The organism is Pseudomonas sp. 3MA1, assembly GCF_029237275.1.
In the GTDB taxonomy this organism is placed as follows: domain Bacteria; phylum Pseudomonadota; class Gammaproteobacteria; order Pseudomonadales; family Pseudomonadaceae; genus Aquipseudomonas; species Aquipseudomonas fluorescens_AP.
The window spans coordinates 373,082-397,653 of the sequence record NZ_JAACFX010000003.1 but is presented as its reverse complement, the minus strand read 5'-3'; the positions used below and the strand labels follow the sequence as shown (position 1 = coordinate 397,653).

Annotated in this window: 18 protein-coding genes and 2 riboswitches; of the genes, 12 read left to right on the top strand and 6 right to left on the bottom strand. The window is 66.0% G+C overall.

Features of this window, described 5'->3' with window-relative positions:
* Positions 1–181: 181 nt before the first annotated feature.
* On the top strand, positions 182–1,267 hold the full coding sequence (locus tag GWQ44_RS10770) for an ABC transporter substrate-binding protein (RefSeq protein WP_275927284.1): 1,086 nt from the start codon (positions 182–184) through the stop codon (positions 1,265–1,267).
* A gap of 7 nt (positions 1,268–1,274) precedes the next feature.
* Here the strand turns inward: GWQ44_RS10770 and GWQ44_RS10765 are convergent, their stop codons facing one another.
* Positions 1,275–1,496 carry a DUF2970 domain-containing protein gene (locus GWQ44_RS10765; RefSeq protein WP_047305031.1) on the bottom strand — a complete coding sequence of 74 codons (222 nt, stop codon included), beginning with the start codon at positions 1,494–1,496 and terminating at the stop codon, positions 1,275–1,277.
* Between the two features lie 139 nt (positions 1,497–1,635).
* Entirely contained in the window at positions 1,636–5,346 is a 3,711-nt protein-coding gene (gene metH / locus GWQ44_RS10760) for a methionine synthase (protein ID WP_275927283.1), read from the bottom strand.
* Between the two features lie 155 nt (positions 5,347–5,501).
* Between metH and GWQ44_RS10755 the strand changes: the two genes are divergently transcribed.
* Positions 5,502–7,793 (top strand): fatty acid cis/trans isomerase, encoded by a 2,292-nt coding sequence (locus GWQ44_RS10755; protein WP_016966416.1) that lies wholly within the window; start codon positions 5,502–5,504, stop codon positions 7,791–7,793.
* Positions 7,794–7,936: 143 nt separating this feature from the next.
* Positions 7,937–8,521 (top strand): Fe-S biogenesis protein NfuA, encoded by a 585-nt coding sequence (nfuA, locus tag GWQ44_RS10750; protein ID WP_016966415.1) that lies wholly within the window; start codon positions 7,937–7,939, stop codon positions 8,519–8,521.
* Between the two features lie 175 nt (positions 8,522–8,696).
* Here nfuA and cobM read toward each other — a convergent pair whose 3' ends face one another.
* From cobM to GWQ44_RS10730, 4 genes are all read right to left on the bottom strand, one after another.
* On the bottom strand, positions 8,697–9,443 hold the full coding sequence (cobM, locus tag GWQ44_RS10745) for a precorrin-4 C(11)-methyltransferase (protein WP_016966414.1): 747 nt from the start codon (positions 9,441–9,443) through the stop codon (positions 8,697–8,699).
* 83 nt (positions 9,444–9,526) lie between these two features.
* Positions 9,527–9,940, bottom strand: a complete 414-nt coding sequence (locus GWQ44_RS10740) for a cobalamin biosynthesis protein (protein WP_275927282.1) — start codon at positions 9,938–9,940, stop codon at positions 9,527–9,529.
* On the bottom strand, positions 9,937–10,638 hold the full coding sequence (locus GWQ44_RS10735; RefSeq protein WP_275927281.1) for a CbtA family protein: 702 nt from the start codon (positions 10,636–10,638) through the stop codon (positions 9,937–9,939). The genes GWQ44_RS10740 and GWQ44_RS10735 overlap by 4 nt, the downstream gene beginning before the upstream one ends.
* An 11-nt stretch (positions 10,639–10,649) precedes the next feature.
* Positions 10,650–10,838 (bottom strand): CbtB-domain containing protein, encoded by a 189-nt coding sequence (locus tag GWQ44_RS10730; protein ID WP_011061932.1) that lies wholly within the window; start codon positions 10,836–10,838, stop codon positions 10,650–10,652.
* A gap of 96 nt (positions 10,839–10,934) precedes the next feature.
* A riboswitch (cobalamin riboswitch) is annotated at positions 10,935–11,167 on the bottom strand.
* A 95-nt stretch (positions 11,168–11,262) separates the two neighbouring features.
* A riboswitch (cobalamin riboswitch) is annotated at positions 11,263–11,475 on the top strand.
* A gap of 97 nt (positions 11,476–11,572) precedes the next feature.
* On the opposite strand from GWQ44_RS10730, the gene cobW reads away from it, so the two are divergent.
* The 9 genes from cobW to GWQ44_RS10685 all read left to right on the top strand — a co-directional run bounded on the left by cobW (position 11,573) and on the right by GWQ44_RS10685 (position 24,559).
* Positions 11,573–12,643 (top strand): cobalamin biosynthesis protein CobW, encoded by a 1,071-nt coding sequence (cobW, locus tag GWQ44_RS10725; RefSeq protein ID WP_103739650.1) that lies wholly within the window; start codon positions 11,573–11,575, stop codon positions 12,641–12,643.
* Between the two features lie 3 nt (positions 12,644–12,646).
* The gene (gene cobN, locus GWQ44_RS10720; RefSeq protein ID WP_275927280.1) at positions 12,647–16,420 is read left to right on the top strand and encodes a cobaltochelatase subunit CobN; all 3,774 of its coding nucleotides are present in this window, start codon (positions 12,647–12,649) and stop codon (positions 16,418–16,420) included.
* Positions 16,421–16,540: 120 nt separating this feature from the next.
* The gene (locus tag GWQ44_RS10715; RefSeq protein WP_275927279.1) at positions 16,541–17,548 is read left to right on the top strand and encodes an AAA family ATPase; all 1,008 of its coding nucleotides are present in this window, start codon (positions 16,541–16,543) and stop codon (positions 17,546–17,548) included.
* 53 nt (positions 17,549–17,601) lie between these two features.
* Positions 17,602–18,201, top strand: coding sequence for a VWA domain-containing protein (locus tag GWQ44_RS10710; protein WP_345894541.1), 600 nt, complete (start codon positions 17,602–17,604; stop codon positions 18,199–18,201).
* A gap of 194 nt (positions 18,202–18,395) precedes the next feature.
* On the top strand, positions 18,396–20,042 hold the full coding sequence (locus GWQ44_RS10705) for a phospholipase D-like domain-containing protein (RefSeq protein WP_275927278.1): 1,647 nt from the start codon (positions 18,396–18,398) through the stop codon (positions 20,040–20,042).
* An 83-nt stretch (positions 20,043–20,125) separates the two neighbouring features.
* Positions 20,126–21,028, top strand: coding sequence for a LysR family transcriptional regulator (locus GWQ44_RS10700; protein ID WP_016967801.1), 903 nt, complete (start codon positions 20,126–20,128; stop codon positions 21,026–21,028).
* A 161-nt stretch (positions 21,029–21,189) separates the two neighbouring features.
* A complete protein-coding gene (locus GWQ44_RS10695) occupies positions 21,190–22,302 on the top strand; it encodes a tartrate dehydrogenase (RefSeq protein WP_275927277.1) in 1,113 nt (370 codons plus the stop codon).
* Between the two features lie 5 nt (positions 22,303–22,307).
* Entirely contained in the window at positions 22,308–23,756 is a 1,449-nt protein-coding gene (locus GWQ44_RS10690; RefSeq protein WP_275927276.1) for an aldehyde dehydrogenase family protein, read from the top strand.
* A 44-nt stretch (positions 23,757–23,800) separates the two neighbouring features.
* Entirely contained in the window at positions 23,801–24,559 is a 759-nt protein-coding gene (locus GWQ44_RS10685) for an SDR family oxidoreductase (protein WP_016967594.1), read from the top strand.
* The last annotated feature ends 13 nt before the right edge of the window (positions 24,560–24,572 follow it).

Below are 24,572 nucleotides of genomic sequence, written 5' to 3'. Positions count from 1 at the left end.
ATGCATGGGCCATTCTCTTTCTGATCATTCTGGTCGTGGGTACGGCCGTGTTTTGGGTCAGTCACCAGTAGTCGAGTCCAATCCAAGAGCCCGAATTGTCGGACAATCATGACAATTTGCCGCCGTTGGCCAGTACGTTGCCAGTTATACTGCCTGGGATAATTCTGGGGCTCTTCTCGCAATGTTCAAGGTTCTGTTCAAGTGCTTGCTGCTTCTGAGTCTGCCGTTCTGGGCAGTGGCTCAGGCGACATCCGTGGTGTTCCTCAATCCCGGCAATTCAACGGAAACCTTCTGGGTCAGCTATTCGCAATTCATGCAGGCCGCCGCCCGGGATCTGGGCATGGATCTGCAGATTCTCTATGGCGAGCGCAATCCCCAGAACTCGCTCGATCAGGCCCGGGAGCTGTTTCAGCGGGCGCAAAAGCCCGATTACCTGATGCTGGTCAACGAACAGTATGTTGCGCCACAGATCCTGCGCATGTCTCAGGGCACCGGGGTCAAGCTGTTCATTGTCAACAGTCCGCTGACCGAAGATCAGCGGGCCTTGATCAGCCAGAGCCGCAGCAGTTACTCCGACTGGATCGGCAGCATGATGGGCAACGACGAAGAGGCCGGCTATCGGATGCTCAACGAGCTGTTGCGCAAGCACGGCCCTTTGCCTGAAGGGCAGACCATCGACTTGCTGGCGTTCTCCGGGGTGAAAGTCACGCCGGCGGCGCAGTTGCGCGAGCAAGGGCTGCGTCGAGCCCTGGCGGAGCATCCTCAGGTGCGTCTGCGGCAGATGGTGTATGGCGAGTGGAACCGGCAGCGAGCGTACGAACAGGCGCATCAATTGCTGCAGCGCTATCCGCAGACGCAACTGGTCTGGTCGGCCAACGACGAAATGGCCCTGGGGGCCATGCGGGCTGCCCGGGAGCTGGGCCGCAAGCCGGGGGGCGACCTGCTGTTCAGCGGGCTCAACAGTTCGCCCGAGGCCTTGCGGGCCTTGATCGACGGGCAGTTATCAGTGCTGATGGCCGGGCATTTCACGATCGGTGGCTGGGCCCTGGTGGCCCTGCATGACGATGCGCTGGGGCTGGATCCCCGGCGCCTGGGCGGGCCCGACTGGCAATTGTCGCTGTTCCAGTCATTGACCCGCGCTCAAGCCCAGCAGCTCTTGCGCTTTGGCGATCAGGTCGGGGACCGTGTCGACTTTCACGGGCTGTCCGCCCAGGGCAAGCCAGACAGCTATCGCTATCCCTTCGGTTTGCAGCTGTTGCTGCGCTGACCCGGTTTCAGGCCCCTGCCAGGTGCATCGCCAGATTGGCGATGCCCAATAGCACCAGGACAAACAGGGCGGTGAAGACAATGCCCAGCACGATGAAGTGACTGGGCTTGCCGTGGCTGAAGTCCCGGGCGCGATTTTTTCCGCTTTGCACGCCAAAGGCCGCCGCCAGCACGCTTTGCAGCATCTGCAGGAAGGTGGGCGGTTGCTGGTCGTTGCTTGGATCGTCCATAAATCCCTCGACACGTTGGGGTGTCAACAGAGCATAGACAATGCGGCCTGTGAGGGCGGACGGGTATGGCAAGCGGCTTGCCAGCGAAGCAGTCCCGGGGACCGCCTGCGCCGACAAGCCGGCTTCTAGCGCATTCGGATCAGTTGTCGTAGCCCAGGTTCGGCGCCAGCCAGCGCTCGCTCACGGCCAGGTCCTGGCCTTTGCGCTCGGTGTAGCTCTGCACCTGGTCCTTGTCGACCTTGCCCACGGCGAAGTACTGCGCCTGCGGGTGGGCGAAGTACCAGCCGCTGACCGCCGCCGCCGGGAACATGGCGAAGTGCTCGGTGAGGAACACGCCACTGCGGCCGGCTTGGCCTTCGCTGGCTTCGGGGTCGAGCAGGGCGAACAGGGTGCTCTTCTCGGTGTGATCCGGGCAGGCCGGATAACCCGGGGCAGGGCGGATACCGCTGTACTGCTCCTTGATCAGTGCCTCGTTGTCCAGTTGCTCGTCCTTGGCATAGCCCCAGTAGTCCTTACGCACCTGCTGGTGCAGCCACTCGGCGCAGGCCTCGGCCAGGCGGTCGGCCAGGGCCTTGACCATGATCGAGTTATAGTCGTCGCCGGCGTCCTGGTAGGCCTTGGCCACTTCCTCGGCGCCGATCCCGGCGGTGGTGATGAAGCCGCCCACGTAGTCGGTGATGCCGCTGTCCTTGGGCGCGACGAAGTCGGCCAGGGAGAAGTTCGGCTTGCCGTCGGTCTTGATGATCTGCTGGCGCAGGTGGTGCAGGCGCGCCAGGGGCTGGCCGTCGTCGCCGTAGACTTCCAGGTCGTCGTCCTGCACCTGGTTGGCCGGCCAGAAGCCGAACACGGCGCGGGCGCTGATCAGCTTTTCGTTGATCAGCTTGTCGAGCATCTCCCGGGCGTCTTTGTAGAGCGCGGTCGCGGCCTCACCGACCACCTCGTCCTCAAGGATGCGCGGGAACTTGCCGGCCAGGTCCCAGGAGATGAAGAACGGCGTCCAGTCGATGTATTCGGCCAGCACCTTGAGGTCGATGTTGTCCAGCACCCGGGCGCCGGTGAAGGTCGGCTTGACCGGCTGGTAGCTGCTCCAGTCGAACTGCGGCTTCTTGGCGATGGCCGCGGCGTAGCTCAGGCGCTCGGTACGGGCGCTGCGGTTGGCGGTGCGCTCGCGCACTTCGACGTATTCCTCGCGGGTCTTCTGCACGAAGCCGGCCTTGAGCTCCTTGGACAGCAACTGGGTAGCCACGCCCACCGCGCGGGAGGCGTCGGTGACGTAGACCACCGCGTCATTGCTGTACTTGGGCTCGATCTTCACCGCGGTGTGGGCCTTGGAGGTGGTGGCGCCACCGATCATCAGCGGCAGGTGGAAATCCTGGCGCTGCATCTCGCGGGCGACGTGGACCATCTCGTCCAGGGACGGAGTGATCAGTCCGGACAGGCCGATGATGTCGCACTGCTGCTCCTTGGCCACCTGGAGGATCTTCTCTGCCGGCACCATCACCCCGAGGTCGACGATGTCGTAGCCGTTGCAGCCCAGGACCACGCCGACGATGTTCTTGCCGATGTCGTGCACGTCGCCCTTGACCGTGGCCATGAGGATCTTGCCCTTGGCTTCCGGCTTGTCGCCTTTTTCCAGCTCGATAAACGGAATCAGGTGGGCCACCGCCTGCTTCATTACCCGGGCGGACTTCACCACCTGGGGCAGGAACATCTTGCCGGCGCCGAACAGGTCGCCGACCACGTTCATGCCGGACATCAGCGGGCCTTCGATGACTTCGATCGGGCGGCTGAAACTCAGGCGCGACTCTTCGGTGTCTTCGACGATATGGGTGGTGATGCCCTTGACCAGGGCGTGTTCCAGGCGCTTGTTGACGTCCCAGCTGCGCCATTCCTCGGTTTCCGCTTCCTTGACGCTGCCGTCGCCCTTGAACTGGTCGGCGATCGCCAGCAGCGCGTCGGTGCCGTTCGGCGTGCGGTTGAGCACCACGTCTTCCACGGCGTCGCGCAGCTGCTGCGGGATCTGGTCGTAGATCTCCAGCTGGCCGGCGTTGACGATGCCCATGGTCAGGCCGTTGCGGATCGCGTACAGCAGGAACACCGAGTGGATCGCCTCGCGCACCGGGTTGTTGCCGCGGAACGAGAACGACACGTTGGACACGCCGCCGGAGCTCAGGGCGTAGGGCAGCTCGTCGCGGATGTAGGCGCAGGCGTTGATGAAATCAACGGCGTAGTTGTTGTGTTCCTCGATGCCGGTGGCCACGGCGAAGATGTTCGGGTCGAAGATGATGTCTTCCGGCGGGAAGCCCACTTCATTGACCAGGATGTCGTAGGAACGCTTGCAGATTTCCTTCTTGCGCGCCTCGGTGTCGGCCTGGCCGACCTCGTCGAAGGCCATCACCACCACGGCGGCGCCATAGCGCTTGCACAGCTTGGCGTGGTGAATGAACTGCTCCACGCCTTCTTTCATGCTGATGGAGTTGACGATGCCCTTGCCCTGGATGCACTTGAGGCCGGCTTCGATCACTTCCCACTTCGAGGAGTCGATCATGATCGGCACGCGGGAGATGTCCGGCTCGCCGGCGATCAGATTGAGGAAGGTGACCATGGCCTTCTTCGAGTCCAGCATCCCCTCGTCCATGTTGATGTCGATCACCTGGGCGCCGGCTTCCACCTGCTGCAGGGCGACTTCCAGGGCCTCGGTGTAGTTGTCCTCGCGGATCAGCCGGGCGAACTTGGCCGAGCCGGTGATGTTGGTGCGTTCACCGACGTTCACGAACAGCGAGTTGCGATCGATGGTGAAGGGTTCCAGGCCCGACAGGCGGCAGGCCTTGGGAATGTCCGGGATCTGTCGCGGGGCGTAGCCGGCCACCGCTTTGGCGATGGCGGCAATGTGCCCCGGGGTGGTGCCGCAGCAGCCGCCGACGATGTTCAGGAAGCCGCTCTGGGCGAACTCCTCGATGACCTTGGCGGTTTGTTCCGGCAACTCGTCGTATTCGCCGAATTCGTTGGGCAGGCCGGCGTTGGGGTGCGCCGAGACGTGGGTGCCGGCCTTGTTCGACAGCTCTTCCAGGTACGGGCGCAGTTCGCTGGCGCCCAGGGCGCAGTTCAGGCCCACCGAGATCGGCTTGGCGTGGGCCACGGAGTTCCAGAAGGCCTCGGTGGTCTGGCCCGACAGGGTCCGCCCGGAGGCATCGGTGATGGTTCCGGAAATCATGATCGGCAGTTCGAAACCCAACTCCTCGAACACGCCCTGCACGGCGAAGATCGCTGCCTTGGCGTTCAAGGTGTCGAAGATGGTTTCGATCAGGATCAGGTCGGCGCCGCCTTCGATCAGGCCTTTGGTGGCCTCGGTGTAGTTCTCCACCAGTTCATCGAAGGTGACGTTGCGGTAGCCGGGGTTGTTGACGTCCGGCGACAGCGAACAGGTGCGGCTGGTCGGGCCCAGGACACCGGCGACGAAACGCGGCTTGCCCGGGGTCTCCTGGGTCTTGGCGTCGGCCACCTTGCGGGCCAGTCGTGCGCCCTCTAGGTTTAATTCGTAGGCCAGTTCTTCCATGCCGTAATCGGCCATGGAAATGCGTGTGGCGTTGAAGGTGTTGGTTTCCAGGATGTCGGCGCCGGCATCCAGATAGGCTTTTTCGATGCCGCCGATCACGTCCGGACGGGTGATCACCAACAGGTCGTTGTTGCCCTTGACGTCGCTGGGCCAGTCGGCGAAGCGCTTGCCACGGTAGTCCTGCTCTTCGAGCTTGTAGCTCTGGATCATGGTGCCCATGCCGCCATCGAGAATCAGAATGCGCTCTTTGAGGGCTTGCTTAAGAGCGTGGAGGCGAGCACTGCGATCAGACATGAGAACTACCTGGTAGGGCCATTACGAAGGGCGTGGATCATAGCAAACCTGCATGGTTTTGCGGCATGTGCGGGTTTTGCATGAATATCGCTCATGTTGGTGGCCGGGCGACATCGGTAGAATCGCGGCGTTTTTTTACTTTCGGGACCAGGGACATGCCGTACCGTTTTGTCGTTGCCAGCGCTTTGCTGCTGCTCAGTTCATGGTGCATGGCCCAAGGTCCGGCACCGGCCATTTCCTACACCCGCGACATCCAGCCGATCTTTACCGAGAAGTGCGTGGCCTGCCATGCCTGCTACGACTCTGCCTGTCAGCTCAACCTGGGCAGCGGCGAGGGAGCCGGGCGCGGCGCGTCGAAGATTCCGGTGTACGACGGCGAGCGCAGTCAGGCGCAGGCACCAACCCGGCTGTTCTATGACGCCAGCGGCAAGGCGGCCTGGCAGCGCCAGGGCTTTTATTCGGTGCTCGACGCCCAGGGCAGCCAGGCGGCGCTGATGGCGCGGATGCTCGAACTCGGTCATCGCACCCCGCTGCAACCCAATGCCAAGCTACCCAGTGATATCGCCCTGGGCCTGAGCCGGGAGAACATGTGTCCGCAGCCGGCGGAGTTCGATGCCTATGCCGGCGCCCACCCGAAAGAGGGCATGCCGTTGGCGGTCACCGGCCTCACCGACCAGCAATACCAGACCCTGCAGCGCTGGCTGGCTTCCGGCGCGCCGATCGACGAACAGGGCCTGGCCCCCAGTGCCCGGGAAAGCCTGCAAGTGGCGCAGTGGGAGAACCTGCTTAACGCCCCCGGCGCCCGGGAAAGCCTGGTGGCGCGCTGGCTCTACGAGCACTGGTTCCTCGCCCATATCTATTTTGAAGGCGGCGAGCCGGGGCACTTCTTCCAGTGGGTGCGCTCGCGTACCCCCAGCGGCCAGCCGATCGACCTGATCAACACCCGCCGCCCCAACGACGACCCGGGCACCCAGGTGTATTACCGCCTGTGGCCGGTGCAAGGGGTGATCGTGCACAAGACCCACATCACCTACCCGCTGAGCGCGGCGAAGATGGCCCGGGTCAAGACCCTGTTCTACAGCGGCGACTGGCAGGTCACTGCCTTGCCGGGCTACGGGCCGGCGCGCCGGGCCAACCCGTTCGAAACCTTCGAAGCGATTCCGGCCAAGGCCCGCTACCAGTTCATGCTGGATAACGCCGAGTACTTCGTGCGCACCTTTATTCGTGGCCCGGTGTGTCGCGGGCAGATCGCCACCGATGTGATTCGCGATAACTTCTGGGCGCTGTTCCAGGCCCCGGAACACGACCTGTACATCACCGATCCGGCCTATCGCGGCCAGGCCACGCCACTTTTGGCCATGCCCGGGCAGAACGACGACGTCGGCAGCGTGCTCAGCCTGTGGCTGGCCTACCGCGACAAGCGCAACGAATACGAAGCCCTGCGCCGCGACTTTTATGCCCACGCCCCGGCGCCGAGCTGGTCGAGCCTGTGGGCCGGCAACGACAACGCGTTGCTGAGCATCTTCCGCCACTTCGACAGTGCCTCGGTGACCAAGGGCCTGATCGGCGAGGTGCCGCAAACGATGTGGCTGTTCGACTACCCGCTGCTGGAGCGCACCTACTATCAGCTGGCGGTGAATTTCGACGTGTTCGGCAACGTCTCCCACCAGGCCCAGACCCGGTTGTACTTCGACCTGATCCGCAATGGCGCCGAGCAGAACTTCCTGCGCCTGATGCCTGCCGGCACCCGCGAGGACTTCCTCGACGATTGGTACCAGAACAGCGGCAAGTTCAAGATGTGGCTGGATTACGAGTCCATCGACGACGGCAAGCGCAGCGCGCTGAAGCTCGACCCCAAGGACCCGAAAAAGGACTTCGCCAAGCAGTTGCTGGCCCGCTACGGCGAGCTCAACGCCAAGCCGGACCCGATCAACCGCTGTGACGGCGCCTACTGTTCGCGCCCGAACATCGACCCGGCGCTGCAGGACGCCGAACAGGCCCTGAGCCGCCTGGCGTCGCGCCCGGCGGCGGGGCTCAAGGTCATCGAACAGTTGCCGGAGGCGACGCTGCTGCGGGTCCAGGCCCCGAGCGGCAAGCGCGAGTTCTACAGCATGCTGCGCAACCGCGCCCACAGTAACGTGGCGTTCATGCTCGGCGAGTCGTTGCGCTACCAGCCGGGCCTGGACACCCTGACGATTTTCCCGGGGATTCTCAGCAGTTACCCGAACTTCATGTTCAACGTTCCGGCCGAGCAGGTGCCGGCCTTTGTCGATGCGCTGCAGGCGGTGAGCGATGGCGCAAGTTTCGAGAAGGTCGTCGAGCGCTGGGGCATCCGCCGCAGCCATCCGCAGTTCTGGCAGTACTTTCACGATCAGACCCGCTACCTGCAGGAAGTCGATCCGCTGGAAGCCGGGGTCATGGACATGAACCGTTACGAAAACCTCTGATATAGAGCCGTTATCGGTCCTCGGGACGCCCGCTGGCGGGCCCCCGAGGCGCCCTATACCAAGGTCTATCCCGACAAAAATACTAGGACTTTGTCAGCGGCGTCGATTGGCGTAAACTGCGCCCACGTCTGCGAGGAACCACCATGAGCGCCATAACCATTACCGACGCCGCCCACGATTATCTGGCTGATCTGCTGTCCAAGCAGAACACCCCGGGGATCGGCATCCGCATCTTCATCACCCAGCCAGGGACTCAGTACGCCGAGACCTGCATCGCCTATTGCAAGCCGGGCGAAGAGAAACCCGAAGACAAGGCCCTGGGCCTGAAAAGCTTCACCGCCTACATCGACGCCTTCAGCGAAGCTTTCCTCGATGACGCGGTGGTCGACTACGCCACCGACCGCATGGGCGGCCAGCTGACCATCAAGGCGCCCAACGCCAAGGTGCCGATGGTCAACGCCGACAGCCCGATCAACGAGCGTATCAACTACTACCTGCAAACCGAGATCAACCCCGGGCTGGCCAGCCACGGTGGTCAGGTCAGCCTGATCGACGTCGTTGACGACGGCATCGCCGTGCTGCAATTCGGCGGTGGTTGCCAGGGCTGCGGCCAGGCCGACGTCACCCTGAAGGAAGGCATCGAACGCACCCTGCTCGAGCGCATCCCCGAGCTTAAGGGCGTGCGCGACGTCACCGACCACACGCAGAAAGAAAACGCCTACTACTAAGGCGTTCGCTGCGAACAAAAAAACGGCGCCCCGTGAGCGCCGTTTTTTTATGCCCGCAGCCCGCGCCTCGAAATAAGCCTCCGTAGGAGCCGGCTTGCCGGCGAAAAGGCCCTCAAGCCTTGCACGACGCCAAGATCGCTTTCGCTGGCAAGCCAGCTCCTACACAGGATGTGTGTCAGGGGCGATAGAGGTGCGCGTGTCCGGCGCGATACAGCGATGACTCGCTGAAAACATCCGTGGCCAGCACCCGGCCTACCAGGATCAGCGCCGTGCGCCGGAAGCCCTTGGCCGCGACTTTGTCGGCAATGTCCGCCAGGGTGCCCAGGACCCAGTCCTGGTCCGGCCAGGTGGCCCGGTGCACCACGGCAATCGGGCAGTCGGCGCCGTAATGGGGCAGCAGCTCTGTGACGATCTTCTCCAGGTGGTTGACCCCCAGGTGAATCGCCATGGTGGCGCCGTGGGCCGCGAGGCTGGCGAATTCTTCACCGGCCGGCATGGCGGTCTTGTCCGCATAGCGGGTCAGGATCACGCTCTGGGACACGTCCGGCAGGGTCAGTTCGGCCCCCAGCAATGCGGCGCAGGCGGCGGTGGCGGTGACGCCAGGGATGATCTCGAAGGGAATGCCCAGCTCCCGCAGGCAGCGAATCTGTTCGCCAATGGCGCCGTACAGGCTCGGGTCGCCGGAATGCACCCGGGCCACATCCTGGCCCTGGTCGTGGGCGTGCCTGATCGCCTCGATGATCTGTTCCAGGTGCAGCTCGGCGCTGTTGATCACTCGTATCGCGCTGTGACCTTCGAGGACGGCCTCGGGCACCAGCGAGCCGGCGTAGATGATCACCGGGCAGCGATGGATCAGGCGCTGGCCCTTGACGGTGATCAGCTCCGGGTCGCCGGGACCGGCACCGATGAAATAGACAGTCATGGCTGTGTCCTGTGCAAAAAAAGGCGGGAGCAGAGCGGCATATGAAGAACGCTCATGTTCGAAGAAGGGAATTGTCGGCGATTCTACCGGGCAGTGGCCAATGCCAGGGTGGCCTGGGCGCATTTTTGCCTGGGAACCAGCAGTTCGGCCGGGCCAGCGGACAGCTGTTCGGCCAGGGCCAGGGCGGCGCTTTCGGCAACGCCATAGCAGCCGCTGTGTTCAAAGGCGATCTGTGAACGATGGCTCAGGCGCGGCGCATAAGGCGCCAGTTGGCTGCTGCTGAAGCAGGTCAGCGGCAGGGCCAGCTGTTCTGCCAGTTGTAGCAGTCCGGGTTCGTTGCGCTTGAGGTCGATACTGGCCAGGGCCAGCAATTGCCCGCTCTCCAGGCCGTGGGCTTGCAGCACCTGCTCAAGCAGGGCGCGCAGCGTGGTCACCGAGCAGCCTTTCTGGCAGCCCAGGCCGACCACCAGGGTCGGCGCTGCGCGCCTTTCGATCATGCCGGGTACAGGTCCGTGTTCTTGCGTCGGAACAGCCAGGCGCTGATCAGCCCGAGGGCCAGCCAGAACGCCGCATTGGTCAACTGCGAGGCGATCTTGAACTGCGCTTCCAGCTCTTCCGGGGCCAGCATCGAATGCACTAGCGGCTGTGGCGCGCCGATCATATGGGGCACGGCGATGATGGCCGCGCCGAGGATCTTCAGCAGCCAGTTCCGGGCGAACACGATCAGGGCAATACCCACCGCAGTGGACGCGGCGGTGCCGACCCACCAGATCTGCCGTTGCGCCAGGTCGGCGGCAGCGGTGCCCGGCAATTCCGGTGGCAGGCCCAGGGTCGGCGCCAGGCAGAAGGTCGCATAACCGGCCAGCCCCCAGAGCAGGCCCTGGGACGTGCGGTTGGGCGCGCGCAGGGTGTAGAGCCCGGCCAGCATCAGGGCGAAGCCGACCGCCACCACCAGGTTGCCGCCGGTGGTGGACAGGGTGCGCTGCCAGCCGTCTTCCGGCTCCCAGGCCTCGGCATCATGGCTATGACCGGCCATGGCGCCTTCGGCGTGTTCGTGGACTTCGGCCGCCGGGGCCTTTTCATAGGTTTCCGCCTGCAGAATCAGCGGGGCGACCCAGAAGCTTTGCAGCAGGGTCAGCAGCAGGGCGGCCAGCAGCCCGGTGAACCCCGCGGTTTGCGCGATACGCTTGATCATGTCGGCGGTTCTCAGTGGCAAGGGAAGGCAGCGCTGTGGCGGGTATCGTGGGCGGCGTTGTGCACCGCTTCGATATGGGAGAAACCGGCGAAGTACACCAGGCAGGCGCCGAGAATCGAAGCGCCGATGGCGGCCACCAGGCGCTGGCTCAGGGTGGAGGTTGTGCTGGCGGAATGGCTGGTGCTGCTGATGATCGACATGGCGCGTCCCTTTTGGAGTGTCGGCAGGGAGTAGCGCAGGAAAACCCCGCGTGAGGAGCACGCAGGGTTTGCAACAGCGCCCGCCCACCGCGGGTTTGTTATGTAAGTGTTGCGGGCCGGTCTCCGGGCTCGCGAGGGGCAGGGGCCGACTCATGTCGTACCGTGCCGAAAAGTGTCGCCTTCCCATGCCGTGGCACAGTGGATCTGACACTTCGCTCGCTTACCGTTGCGGGGGCAGCACCGGACTGGCCACGGCTTTTTAGTTAAGCACGTGATTCACCGGTTTCCCGTTTCACCCTGTGAAGGGCACCCGTAACAAGGCGCGTAGGAAATCATGGGCGGGGCAGGGGCGTCAATTGCCGTGAACGAGGGGCTTGCCGAGCGGCACCGGCGCATTGCCGATTGACCGTCCCCCGCGCTCTGCGTAGCCTTGCGCGTTCGAGGTTCTTCGGCCAGCGGTCGAAGCTAAGAAGGGAACGCGGTCGATGCCGCGGCTGCCCCCGCAACTGTGAAGGGTTTGGTTTCTGCAAGGCCACTGCATTGGCGTCCACAACGCCGGCGGGAAGGCGCAGCAACCGCCGGTCCAACGACTGGCAAGCCCTCAGCCAGGAGACCTGCCTCGATCCCAGATTCTCACTACAACCGGGCGGGGTGATCCGGTGGCGAAATCTCCGCGCGCCTCTGCGCTGCGGCCCTCGTCCCGTATGCCCGCCACCTTTGCCAAGGGGCATCCGATGAAAACACTGGCCAAACTTCCCGTCACCATCGTCACCGGCTTCCTTGGTTCGGGTAAGACCACCTTGCTGCGGCACATGCTGGACAACGCCCAGGGCCGGCGCATCGCGGTGATCGTCAACGAGTTCGGCGAGCTGGGCATCGACGGCGAGATCCTCAAGCAATGCTCCATCGGCTGCACCGAGGAAGAGGCCAGCGGCCGGGTCTACGAGCTGGCCAACGGCTGCCTGTGCTGCACCGTGCAGGAAGAGTTCTTCCCGGTGATGCGCGAACTGGTGGCGCGTCGCGGCGACCTGGACCACATCCTTATCGAAACTTCCGGCCTGGCCCTGCCCAAGCCCCTGGTCCAGGCCTTCCAGTGGCCGGAAATCCGCAGTGCCTGCACCGTCGATGCGGTGATCACCGTGGTCGACAGCCCGGCCGTGGCCGCCGGCACCTTCGCCGCGTTCCCCGAGCAAGTGGACGCCCAGCGCAAGCTCGACCCCAACCTGGACCACGAATCGCCGCTGCACGAGCTGTTCGCCGACCAGCTGTCCAGCGCCGACCTGGTGATCCTCAACAAGACCGACCTGATCAACCCCGAAGACCTGGCCAAGGTGCGCCTGGAAGTGGCCGAGGAGCTGCCGCCGGCGGTGAAAGTCATCGAAGCCAGCAGCGGCCGCCTGCCCCTGGACGTGCTGCTGGGCCTGGGTGCCGGTTCCGAGGAACACATCGACGGCCGTCACAGCCACCACGACCATCACCACGACGGCGATGACGATCACGACGACCACGATCACGACGCCTTCGACTCCATCTCCATCGAGCTGCCCCAGGCCGACGAAAGCCTGCTGCTGGACGCCCTGACCCAGCTGGTGGTCAAGCACGGCATCCTGCGGGTCAAGGGCTTTGCCGCGATCCCCAACAAGCCGATGCGCCTGCTGATCCAGGGCGTGGGCACGCGCTTCGACAAGCACTTCGACCGCAAGTGGGGCGCTGACGAAGCCCGCACCACGCGCCTGGTGCTGATCGGCCAGGAACTGGACGCCGCCCAACTCGAAGCGCAACTGCGCGCCGCCCTCAGCGTGTAAGCCATGCACCTGCTCAGGACCCAGCCCGGCGGTTTCGTCTCGGATGACAACATTGCCGACCTTGGACAAACCCCCGCCGAGTTGGTGATCCTGTGCAGCGGCGATTCCAGCCTGGCGCTGCTGGCCGATGCCGCCGAGCAGTTGCCCGAGGATTACCCGAGCTTTCGCCTGGCCAACCCGATGCAGGTGCAGAACCACGCTTCGGTGGATCTGTATGTGGACCAGGTGCTGCGCCACGCCAAGGTGATCCTGATTTCCCTGCACGGCGGCATCGGCTACTGGCGCTACGGCGTCGAGCGGCTGGTGGAGCTGTCCCAGCGCGGGGTGCAGCTGATTCTGGTGCCGGGGGACGACCGCCCCGACCCGGAGCTCAGCGACCTGAGCACCGTGGGCCCCGTCGAGCGCGATCGCCTGTGGCAGTTCCTGCGCCAGGGCGGGCGCGACAACGCGCTGAATTTCTATCGCTGCCTGGCCAGCGGTCTGCTGGGGCGCGACTACCCCTGGAGCGAACCGCAAACCCTGCCACGCACGGCGATCTATCACCCACACAAAAGCCAGGCGGCCCTCAGCGACTGGCAGGCCGATTGGCAGCCGGGGCAAGCCGTGGCCGCGCTGCTGTTCTACCGCTCCCACCTGCAAGCGGCCAACACCGGCTTTATCGACCTGTTCTGCCAGCGCTTGCAGGCGGCGGGGCTCAATCCCTTGCCGATCGCCGTGGCCAGCCTCAAGGAGCCCGGCTGCCTGAGCCAGGTGGAAGACTGGCTGGATGCAACCGCGGCCGGGGTGATCCTCAATACCACCGGCTTTGCCCAGTCCAGCCCCGAGGCCCCGCACCTGCGGCCGTTCCGGCGCAATATCCCGGTGATCCAGGCGATCTGCGCCCAGGACAACGAGCCCGGCTGGCGCGACAGCGAGCAGGGCCTGGGCCCGCGGGACCTGGCCATGCACATCGCCTTGCCGGAACTGGACGGGCGCATCATCAGCCGGCCCATCAGCTTCAAGGACCTGGCCTGGCGCAGCGAGCGCAGCCAGTCGGACGTGGTGTGCTACCGCGGCCAGCCCGAGCGCATGGATTTCGTCGCCGAACTGGCCCGGCGCTGGGTCGAGCTGGGGCGCCTGGACAACGGCCACAAGCGCATTGCCCTGGTGCTGGCCAACTACCCGACCCGCGACGGGCGCATCGGCAACGGCGTCGGCCTGGACACCCCGGCGGCGGCGCTGAACATCCTCAAGGCGCTGCACGCCGAAGGCTATCCGCTGCCTGCCGAACTGCCCGCCAGCGGCACCGAGTTGATCCAGCAGTTGCTCGGCGGGGTCAGCAACGACCTGGACAGCATTGACCTGCGTCCGTGTCAGCAAAGCCTGGCCCTGGATGACTACGCGGCGCTGTTCCAGGCCCTGCCCGAGGCCAACCGCGAGGCGGTACTGCAGCGCTGGGGCGCGCCGCAGCAAGATCCGATGTGCCGCGACGGGCGGATGATGATCGCCGGCCTGCGCTTTGGCCTGACTTTCGTCGGCATCCAGCCGGCCCGGGGTTACCAGGTGGACCCCAGCGCGGTCTACCACGACCCGGACCTGGTGCCGCCCCATGGCTACCTGGCGTTCTACTTCTGGCTGCGCCAGGCCTACGGCGCCCATGCGCTGATCCACGTCGGCAAGCACGGCAACCTGGAATGGCTGCCGGGCAAGGGTGTCGGCCTCTCGGAACACTGCTGGCCGGATGCGCTGCTGGGGCCGCTGCCGAACATCTACCCGTTCATCGTCAACGACCCGGGGGAGGGCGCCCAGGCCAAGCGCCGCACCCAGGCGGTGATCATCGACCACCTGATGCCGCCGCTGACCCGTGCCGAAACCTACGGCCCGCTGCGTAACCTGGAACTGCTGGCGGACGAATACTACGAAGCCCAACTGCTGGACCCACGTCGCGCCCGCGAGCTGCAACGGGACATCCTGCAACTGGTGCGCGAAACCCATATCGACCGCGAGCTGCAACTGGAAGGCGCGCTCGACAGCGACGCCGACGCCGCCATCTGGCTGCCGCGCCTGGACACCTACCTGTGCGACCTCAAGGAATCGCAGATCCGCGATGGCCTGCATGTGTTCGGCGAATCCCCCGAGGGCCGCCTGCGCCTCGACACCCTGCTGGCCCTGCTGCGCATTCCCCGGGGCGATGGCAAGGGCGCCCATGCCAGCCTGCTGCGGGCCTTGGCCAAGGCCTTCGAGCTGGGCTTCGATCCGCTGGATTGCGCCCTGGCCGAACCCTGGACCGGGCGCCGCCCGCAACCGTTGCGGCAGATCAGCGAGGCGCTGTGGCGCACCGCCGGCGACGTGCGCGAGCGCCTGGAGCTGTATGCCGCCGAGTTGATCGAGGCGGCGCTCCAGGGCCCGGTGGCGCAGCTGGATGAACCCGGCTGGGAGCCGGTGCAGAGCATTATCGACGGCCTGCGCGAGGTGGTCGCGCCGCGCCTGGACGCCTGTGGCCCGGCGGAAATGCGCGGCCTGCTGGAGGCCCTGAACGGGCGTTTCGTCCCCGCCGGCCCCAGCGGCGCGCCAAGCCGCGGGCGTCTGGACGTGCTGCCCACCGGGCGCAACTTCTATTCGGTGGATGTGCGCAACCTGCCCACCACCACCGCCTGGCGCATCGGTTTCCAGTCGGCCAACCTGATCCTCGAACGCCATTTGCAGGACCATGGCGATCACCTGCTGCACCTGGGCCTGTCGGTGTGGGGCACCGCGACCATGCGCACCGGCGGCGACGACATCGCCCAGGCCATGGCCCTGATGGGCGTGCGTCCGGTGTGGGCCACCGGCAGCCAGCGGGTCGATGACTTTGAGATCCTGCCCTTGAGCCTGCTGGACCGGCCCCGTGTCGACGTGACCCTGCGGGTGTCCGGGTTCTTCCGCGACGCCTTCGCCAACCTGATCCGCCTGTTCGACGCGGCGGTGCAAGCAGTGGCGGCCCTCGATGAGCCCGAGGACATGAATCCGCTGGCGGCCAGGGTCCGCGCCGAGCGCGAGGCCTTGATCGCCTCCGGCCTGGAGCAGGACGCGGCCGCGCGTCAGGCCGGCTGGCGGATTTTCGGTGCCAAACCCGGGGCTTATGGCGCCGGGGTCCAGGGCGCCATCGACGGTCGCCTGTGGCAGAGCCGCGAGGACCTGGCCGAGGTCTACCTGAACTGGGGCGGCTACGCCTATGGCGGCAGCGATGAGGGCACCGCCGCCCGCGAGCAGTTCGCCACCCGTCTGAGCCAGGTGCAGGCGGTGCTGCAGAACCAGGACAACCGTGAGCACGACCTGCTCGATTCCAACGATTACTACCAGTTCCAGGGCGGCATGCTGGCGGCGGTGGAAAGCCTCAGCGGGGCCAAGGCTGCCAGCTACCACGGCGACCACAGCCAGCCGGACCTGCCGAAGATCCGCACCCTCAAGGAAGAACTGAACCGGGTGATCCGCTCGCGCGCGGCCAATCCGAAATGGATCGAAGGGGTCAAGCGCCATGGCTACAAGGGCGCCTTCGAAATGGCTGCGACCCTGGACAACCTGTTCGCCTTCGACGCCACCACCGAGCTGATCGACGATCACCAGTACGCCTTGCTGGCCGATGCCTATCTGCTGGACGACTCGACCCGCGAGTTCGTCCGCCAGCATAATCCCCACGCCCTGCGCGACATGACCGAGCGCCTGCTGGAAGCCCAGCAGCGCGGCTTGTGGCAAGAGCCCGGCGATTATCGTGAAGCCCTGGAGCACCTGCTGCTGGATATAGAAGAAGATTCCTGAACCGGCGCGGATCGCGAGCAAGCTCGCTCCTACAGGGCTGGCATTGCCGTTGTAGGAGCGAGCTTGCTCGCGAAAGCGTCCCCACGGACACCCCCGACCCGACCCAAGCGAGACCCTGACATGAGCGACACCCCCCATTTCCCGCTGTCCGCCGTGGTCGGCGCCGAAGGCCTGAAACTGGCCCTGTGCCTGACCGCCATCGACCCGAAGATCGGCGGCGTGCTGATCGAAGGCCCACGAGGCATGGCCAAGTCGACCCTGGCCCGGGGCCTGGCCGACCTGTTGGCCAGCGGGCAGTTCGTCACCTTGCCCCTGGGCGCCAGCGAAGAGCGCCTGGTGGGCACCCTGGACCTGGATGCCGCCCTGGGTGAAGGCCGCGCGCAGTTTTCCCCGGGGGTGCTGGCCAAGGCCGACGGCGGCGTGCTCTACGTCGATGAAGTCAACCTGCTGCCCGATCACCTGGTGGACCTGCTGCTGGACGTGGCCGCCAGCGGCACCAACCTGATCGAGCGCGACGGCATTTCCCATCGCCATTCGGCGAAGTTCGTGCTGATCGGCACCATGAACCCGGAAGAGGGCGAATTGCGTCCGCAACTGCTGGACCGCTTCGGCCTCAACGTCGCCCTCAGCGGCCAGCCCGCCCCCGAAGAGCGCGGGCAGATCATTCGCCGTCGGCTGGATTTCGACAGCGATCCCCAGGGCTTCTGCGCCCAGTGGGCCGAACCCCAGGCGGCGTTGCGTGAGCGCTGCCAGCGGGCGCGGGCGGCCTTGGCCGACATCCCGCTGGACGACCAGGCCCTGGCGCTGATCACCGAGCGCTGCTTTGCCGCCGCCGTGGACGGCCTGCGCGCCGACCTGGTCTGGCTGCGCGCGGCCCGCGCCCATGCCGCCTGGCGCGGCGCCCCGGCGATTGCCGAGGAGGATATCGACGCCGTGGCCGAGTTCGCCTTGCGCCACCGGCGGCGGGAGACGCCGCCCAACGCGCCGTCGTCAGGCTCAAGCCCCCAGGCACCGGCGCCCGCCAACGCCAACCCCAGCGAAGGCCAGGGCCAATGGGGCGAAATGCCGGCCCGGGCCCTGCCCACCGGCGCCCGCCGTGAAGTGCCGAGCTGGCCAAAAAAGCCCTAGGCATCCGCCCCCGTACTGACCGGGGGGCGGATGCCAGGCCCCGGGCGGGGCACCTGGATCAAGGTCGGCACGGCGCCAGTCGCGCAGCCGGCAGCGGTTCGATCAACTGGCCCGGCACCTTGCTCAAGGGCCGGCCACGGTTGCGCGAAGACCTGCTGTTTCGCCTGCGCAGCCGTTCGCCCCATGAGCTGTGGCTGGTGATCGTCGACGCCTCGGCCTCGACCCGTCGCCACAGCGCCCTGAGCGACGCCAAGGGCCTGCTGGCGCAACTGTTCGACGACGCCTACCGCCAGCGCGCGCGCCTGGCCCTGCTTACGGTCAGCGGCCGCGCGCCGAACTGGCAAGTGCAGGGCCTGAAGGCCTCCAAGGACCTGTGGCACTGGCTCGACGGCCTCGGCGCTGGCGGCGGCACGCCCTTGCCGCAAGCCCTGAGCGAAGCGGCCCAGTGGCTGGAGCAGCGCCAGCGCCGCCTGCCGGCGGAGCAGCAGCGTGTACTGCTGATCACTGATGGCCGGCTGAAAAGCCTGCCGCTGTTGCAGCCCCTGAACTGCCCGACCTTACTGCTCGACATCGAACGCGGCCCTATCCGCCTGGGCCGGGCCCGGGAACTGGCGATGCGGCTCAACGCCACCTACCAGCACCTCGACCTGTAATTCTGTATCTGTGCGTTGGTGCATCTGTGTGGCCGCTGCCGAGCCCGCGAGGCTGCGATCGCCGACGCAGTCGGCGCAATGCTCCCCCCGTCCTTTACAAAAAACAACGCAGCGCCCGTCCCGGCGAGCCCTTCGGGCCCGTTCGCAGCCTGCGGCAGCGGCTACACTGCCTGCGCCAACACAGGAGTGACTTCATGCGGGTACTGGTGCGTAACGATAAGGACGATTTTCGGGTCAAGGCCTACGCCGGGACCAACGGGGTGCTGCTGGCCATGGACCTGGACGCTTCGCGGCGCCAGGGCCTGCTGGGGTTCGCCATCGAGAAGCAGACTGGCAGCAAGCCCTGGCTGTTTCTGTTCAACAGCCTGACCTTTCCCGGCAAGGCCCACACCTTTCCCCAATACAACGCCACCCCCAGCGATCAGGCGCCGCTGCAGAAATTCCGTTGGGCCGACTACGCGGTCAACCCCGGCACCACCCTCAACTACCGGGTGCACCTGGTGTATGGCAGCCCGGAGGCGCCGCAACTGGGCGAAGCCCTGGAGTTGAGCATCAGCGCCGACAACGGCCAGCCTCCCGGCCAGCGGGTGATCTTCAATCGTGCGGTGGCCGCCAGTCAGGCGTTCTCGCGCAAGTTTCCCGAGCTCGATGCGCTGCTCAGCGCCAACAAGAACCTGGCCATCGAAGACTGGCCGGACGCGCCCCGGCAATGGCTGGAAAACGGCCTGCTGGAGGAATTGCTGGGTTTTATCCAGCGCGCCACCGACGCCAGCTGGAGCCTGGACATCGCCATCTACGAGTACCAGTTGCAGGCGATCATCGAGGCCGTCAACGCCGCCTTCGACCGTGGCGTGCAGGTGCGGGTGCTGTACCACGCCGCCCCCGGCGATGCCGACACCACGCTGAACCAGGCCAGCCTGCAACACCTGCCGCAGGACTGTAAACGCGGGCGGGTGACCCACGCCATCTTCCACGACAAGTTCATCGTCCTCAGCCGCCTCGACGCCGCCGGCCAGCGCCAGCCGCAGTCGGTGCTCTGCGGCAGCACCAACTTCACCGCCAACGGCGTCTACCGCCAGGCCAATGTGCTGCACAGCCTCGACCGCGCCGACCTGGCCGCGCGCTACCTGGAGGTGTTCGAACAGGTCTGGGCGACCCCGGCGGACGTGGGCGCCACCCGTCAATGGCTGACCCAGAACAATCCCATGCAGCCGCAGGCGCCGCTGTTCGCCGGGTTTTCCCCGCGCAGCGGTCAGGGCGATCTCAGCGAATTCGTCGACATCATCAACGGCGCCCGCCGCGACCTGCTGTTCGTCACCGCCTTCGCCTTGCCCGACAGCATTCTCGATGCCTTGCTCGGCCAGCCCCACGACGATGTGCTGCGTTATGGCCTGCAGAACACCGCCAGCCGCATCACCGGCTTCCACGCCGACCGCAGCGCCGAGTTCGCCGCCACCGCTTTGCTCAACAACGGCCTGGAAGGCTGGCTCAAGGAAGGGCTCAAGGGCCAGAAGGGCAACCTGCTGGTGCACACCAAGGCCATCGTCACCGACTTCACCAGCGAGGCGCCGGTGATCATCAGCGGCAGCCACAACCTCAGCGTCGGCGCCAGCCAGAGCAACGACGAGAACTTCCTGATCATCCGGGGCGACACCGACCTGGCGGACCGCTACGGCCTGGAGCTGCTGCGCTTCTACGAGCACTACCGGTTCCGCTACTTCGCCAAGCAGCTGGCCCTCAAGCAGGTACAGCCGCTGGCGGTGGACGACAGCTGGAGCAACCCCTACTACCTGGAAGGGGATCTGCGCCAGCTGTCGCGGCTGCGTTTTTCCGGGCGTTGAAGCCGCGGCGAGTGTGTTTCCCCAGGTTGGACAGGGGCGACCCGAGTGGGTAGTTTCCATGCACTGCGCACAAGGAACCTGGCATGGCCCCGGACCTGACTTCCATCGAGCTGTTTCTCAAGGCCCTGACCCTGGGCAACCTGTCCCGCGCGGCGGAGCAGTCGCACCTGTCGCTGTCGGCCGCCAGCCGGCGCCTGTCGCTCTTGGAGCAGCACTTCAAGGTGACGTTGCTGATCCGCACTTCCACCGGGGTGCAGCCCACGGCGGCGGGGCTGGCCCTGGCCGAACACGCGCGAAGCCTGCTGCGGGCGGTGGATGTGATGCACGCCGACCTGGCCGACTTCGCCAAGGGCGCCACCGGCCGGGTCAGCCTGTATGCCAACAGCTCGGCCATGAGCCAGGAGCTGCCCCGGCAATTGACCCAGTGGAGCGACCTGCATCCGGGGATTCGCGTGGACATCCGCGAAGAGCGCAGCCGCGAGATCATCCTCGCGGTGCGTGACGGTGTGGCCGATGTGGGCATCGTCACCACCCGGCCGCGGGGCCAGGACCTGCACTACATCCCTTATTGCCGCGACCGCCTGTGCCTGATCGTGCCCCAGGCTCATCCGTTCAAGATGAGCCATGCGCGCTTCCAGGACTTGCTCGGCTACGACTTCGTCGGCCTGGAAGACAACGCCGCCATCACCCCGCTGATCACCGAAGCCGCGGCCGCGGTGAGCATGCCCCTGCGCCTGCGGGTGCAGGTGCGCAGCTTCGAGGCGGTGTGCCGGCTGATCGCCGCCGGGCAGGGCGTGGGGGTGCTGCCCCAGGGCGCGGTGCAGATCTTTCGCAAGGAGATGGCCTTGCGTTTTATCGAAATCGACGACCCTTGGGCCGACCGCCAGATGTTCCTCTGCAGGCGCCGCGAGCAACCGTCCCTGGCCAGTCGCGAGCTGTTCGACTACCTGGCCGGCTGCGGGCAGGCCGGGGCGCAGGCTGGCTAGTTGCTGCTCTAGGCAGGCCCCCTCTGACGCGTCTTCGAATTTTGCGAAGGCGGTTTCCACAATGAGCAATTCCCCTGGGCGCTTCCCCGTGCCCAGAATGGGCTCGCCCGTGCGCTTGACCTGCCTCCATAAGAACAACACGTCAGACCAGGAGAGACGGCTTGTCCAGGACCAATCCCGCTGTAAAACCTCCCCATCGCATCGCGGTGATCGCCGGTGACGGCATCGGCCGCGAGGTGGTTCCCGAAGGCTTGCGCGTGCTGGAAGCCGTCGGCCGGCGCTTCGGCATCGCCTTGCAGTTCGATCATTTCAACTGGTGCAGCGAGCACTACCAGGTCCACGGCAGCATGATGCCCGCCGACTGGGCCGAGCAGATCGGCGACCACGAGGCGATCTTCTTCGGCGCCGTGGGCGCGCCGGACATCGTGCCCGACCATATTGCGGTATGGGATTCGCTGCTGAAGATCCGCCGCCAGTTCGACCAGTACGTGAACATCCGTCCGGTGCGGCTGATGCCCGGGGTGCCATGCCCGTTGGCCGGGCGGGTGCCCGGGGACATCGATTTCATCGTGGTCCGGGAAAACACTGAGGGCGAGTATTCCAGCGTCGGCGGGCGCATGTGGGAGGGCACCCCGCGGGAGATCGCCCTGCAGGAGTCGGTGTTCTCCCGTCACGGTGTCGACCGGGTGGTGAAGTACGCTTTCGAGCTGGCCAGCCGCCGGCCCCGGCGCAATCTGGTGGCGGCCACCAAGTCCAATGGCATCGCCATCACCATGCCGTTCTGGGACGAGCGGGTGGAGCAGATCGCTAAGGCCTATCCCCAGGTCGACTCCCGCAAGTTCCACATCGACATTCTCTGCGCGCACTTTGTCCAGCACCCGGACTGGTTCGATGTGGTGGTGGCCTCCAATCTGTTCGGCGACATCCTTTCCGACCTGGGCCCGGCCTGTACCGGGACCATCGGCATCGCGCCCTCGGCCAACCTCAACCCCGAGCGCCTGTATCCGTCATTGTTTGAACCGGTGCACGGTTCGGCGCCGGACATCGCCGGGCTGGGCGTGGCCAACCCGATCGGCCAGATCTGGTCGGCGGCGCTGATGATCGAACACCTGGGGCAGGGCGATGAGCTTTACCAGCGGGCCGCGGCGGCGATTGTCGAGAGCATCGAGACGGTGCTCGCCGAAGGCCCGCGCACCCGGGAAATGGGCGGCACTGCCAGCACCGTGGACGTCGGGCGGGCGATTGCCGAGTGTCTGGCAGGCAACAGGAGCTGATGAAAATGAGCCTCGAACACTACATCGACAACCAATGGCAAGCCTCGTCCTGGGCCGAGGACATTCCGGTACTCGACCCCAGCACCGGCATCGGTTACGCGCGGATCGCCCGCGGCACCGCCGAGGACATCGACCTGGCGGTACAGGCCGCGCAGCGGGCGCTGGGCGACAACTTCGACGGGCCCTGGGGCGGCCTGTCGGCCCTGGAACGCGGGCGCTTGCTGGCGCGCCTGGGCCAGGCGGTGCTGGAACACCACGAAGAGCTGGCGCAGATCGAGGCCCGGGACACCGGCAAGGCGCTGAAGGTGGCCCGCGCCGATGCCACGGCCCTGGCGCGCTATTTCGAGTACTACGCCGGGGCCGCCGACAAGCTGCATGGCGAGACCTTGCCCTATCAGGCCGGCTATACCGTGCTCACGGTGCGCGAGCCCCATGGCGTCACCGGGCACATCATTCCCTGGAACTACCCGATGCAGATCTTCGGCCGCAGCGTCGGCGCCGCCCTGGCGGCGGGCACCGCTTGCGTGGTCAAGCCCGCCGAGGACGCCAGCCTGTCGCTGCTGCGCCTGGCGGAACTGGCGGCCCAGGTGGGTTTTCCGGCGGGCACGATCAACGTGGTCAGTGGCTACGGTCATGAAGCGGGCGCGGCGCTGTGCGCCCATCCTGGCATTGCGCATATCTCCTTCACCGGCTCCACCGGCACCGGCGCCCTGGTGGCCAAGGCCGCCGCCGAACGGCATTGCCCGGTGACCCTGGAGCTGGGGGGCAAGTCGCCGCAGATCGTGTTTGCCGACGCCGATGTGGAGCGCGCGCTGCCGGTGCTGATCAACGCCATCGTGCAGAACTGCGGGCAGACCTGTTCCGCCGGCAGCCGCCTGCTGGTGCAGCGCAGCCTCTACGAACCGCTGCTGGAACGCCTGGCCCAGTGCTTCGGCCAACTGCGCGCCGGGCCCTCGGAGCTGGACCTGGACATGGGCCCGCTGATCAACCAGAAGCAGCTGCGTCAGGTGCGCGAGTTTGTCCGCGAAGCCGAGGCCGCCGGCATCCCGGTGGCGGCCCGCGGGCAGGTGGTGGCCGAAGCCGGCAGTGGCGGCTATTTCCAGGAGGCGGTGCTGTTTCGCGATGTGCCGCCAGACAGCCGTCTGGCCCGGGAGGAGGTGTTCGGCCCGGTGCTGGCGGTGCTGCCCTTCGAGGACGAAGCCGAGGCCATCCGCCTGGCCAACGACAGCGCCTTCGGCCTGGTGGCCGGGGTCTGGACCCGGGACGGTGCGTGCCAGCTGCGCATGGCCCACAAGCTGCGCTGCGGCCAGGTGTTCATCAACAACTACGGCGCCGGCGGCGGCGTCGAACTGCCCTTCGGCGGGGTCAAGGCCAGTGGTTATGGCCGCGAGAAGGGCTTCGAGGCCCTGCTGGGTTTCACCACCTTGAAGACCATCGCCATTCGTCACGACTGACGGCCGCACGGCGGTACATAACAACAAAAACAGGAGTCACTCCCATGCGTCTAGCAAACAAGACTGCCATCGTCACCGGCGCCGGTTCCGGCTTTGGCGAGGGCATCGCCAAGACCTTCGCCCAACAGGGCGCCAACGTCATCGTCGCCGACATCAACGCCACGGGCGGCCAGCGGGTGGTGGAGGAGATCCGCGCCGCCGGCGGGCAGGCCCACTTCGTCGAGGTCAACGTGGCCCAGGACGCCAGCGTCGGCGCCTTGCTGCGCGACACCCTGGAGCAGTACGGCGGCCTCGACATCGTGGTCAACAACGCCGGCACCACCCACCGCAACCGGCCGATGCTGGAAGTGGACGAGGCCGAGTTCGACCGGGTGTTCGCGGTCAACGTCAAAAGCATCTTCCTCAGCGCCAAGCACTTTGTGCCGCATTTCCGTGGCCAGGGCGGCGGGGTGTTCATCAACATCGCTTCCACGGCGGCGATCCGTCCGCGTCCGGGGTTGGTCTGGTACAACGGCAGCAAGGGCGCGGTGGTGGTGATGAGCAAGACCATGGCCGCCGAGCTGGGGCCGGACAATATCCGCGTCAACTGCGTCAACCCGGTGGTCGGTGCCACGGCGCTGCTCAGCGAGTTCATGGGCGTGCCGGACACCCCGGAAAACCGCCAGAAATTCATGGCCACCATTCCCCTGGGGCGCTTCTCCACCCCGCAGGATGTGGCCAACGCCTGCCTGTACCTGGCCTCCGACGAAGCCGCGTTCATCACCGGCACCTGCCTGGAAGTGGATGGTGGACGTTGCGTGTGATGACCTGTAGAAA

Excerpts from the sequence above, each read along its gene's own strand:
- GWQ44_RS10770 (WP_275927284.1), top strand. The coding sequence starts at position 182 with ATGTTCAAGGTTCTGTTCAAGTGCTTGCTGCTTCTGAGTCTGCCGTTC.
- GWQ44_RS10765 (WP_047305031.1), bottom strand. The coding sequence starts at position 1,496 with ATGGACGATCCAAGCAACGACCAGCAACCGCCCACCTTCCTGCAGATG.
- metH (WP_275927283.1), bottom strand. The coding sequence starts at position 5,346 with ATGTCTGATCGCAGTGCTCGCCTCCACGCTCTTAAGCAAGCCCTCAAA.
- GWQ44_RS10755 (WP_016966416.1), top strand. The coding sequence starts at position 5,502 with ATGCCGTACCGTTTTGTCGTTGCCAGCGCTTTGCTGCTGCTCAGTTCA.
- nfuA (WP_016966415.1), top strand. The coding sequence starts at position 7,937 with ATGAGCGCCATAACCATTACCGACGCCGCCCACGATTATCTGGCTGAT.
- cobM (WP_016966414.1), bottom strand. The coding sequence starts at position 9,443 with ATGACTGTCTATTTCATCGGTGCCGGTCCCGGCGACCCGGAGCTGATC.
- GWQ44_RS10740 (WP_275927282.1), bottom strand. The coding sequence starts at position 9,940 with ATGATCGAAAGGCGCGCAGCGCCGACCCTGGTGGTCGGCCTGGGCTGC.
- GWQ44_RS10735 (WP_275927281.1), bottom strand. The coding sequence starts at position 10,638 with ATGATCAAGCGTATCGCGCAAACCGCGGGGTTCACCGGGCTGCTGGCC.
- GWQ44_RS10730 (WP_011061932.1), bottom strand. The coding sequence starts at position 10,838 with ATGTCGATCATCAGCAGCACCAGCCATTCCGCCAGCACAACCTCCACC.
- cobW (WP_103739650.1), top strand. The coding sequence starts at position 11,573 with ATGAAAACACTGGCCAAACTTCCCGTCACCATCGTCACCGGCTTCCTT.
- cobN (WP_275927280.1), top strand. The coding sequence starts at position 12,647 with ATGCACCTGCTCAGGACCCAGCCCGGCGGTTTCGTCTCGGATGACAAC.
- GWQ44_RS10715 (WP_275927279.1), top strand. The coding sequence starts at position 16,541 with ATGAGCGACACCCCCCATTTCCCGCTGTCCGCCGTGGTCGGCGCCGAA.
- GWQ44_RS10705 (WP_275927278.1), top strand. The coding sequence starts at position 18,396 with ATGCGGGTACTGGTGCGTAACGATAAGGACGATTTTCGGGTCAAGGCC.
- GWQ44_RS10700 (WP_016967801.1), top strand. The coding sequence starts at position 20,126 with ATGGCCCCGGACCTGACTTCCATCGAGCTGTTTCTCAAGGCCCTGACC.
- GWQ44_RS10690 (WP_275927276.1), top strand. The coding sequence starts at position 22,308 with ATGAGCCTCGAACACTACATCGACAACCAATGGCAAGCCTCGTCCTGG.
- GWQ44_RS10685 (WP_016967594.1), top strand. The coding sequence starts at position 23,801 with ATGCGTCTAGCAAACAAGACTGCCATCGTCACCGGCGCCGGTTCCGGC.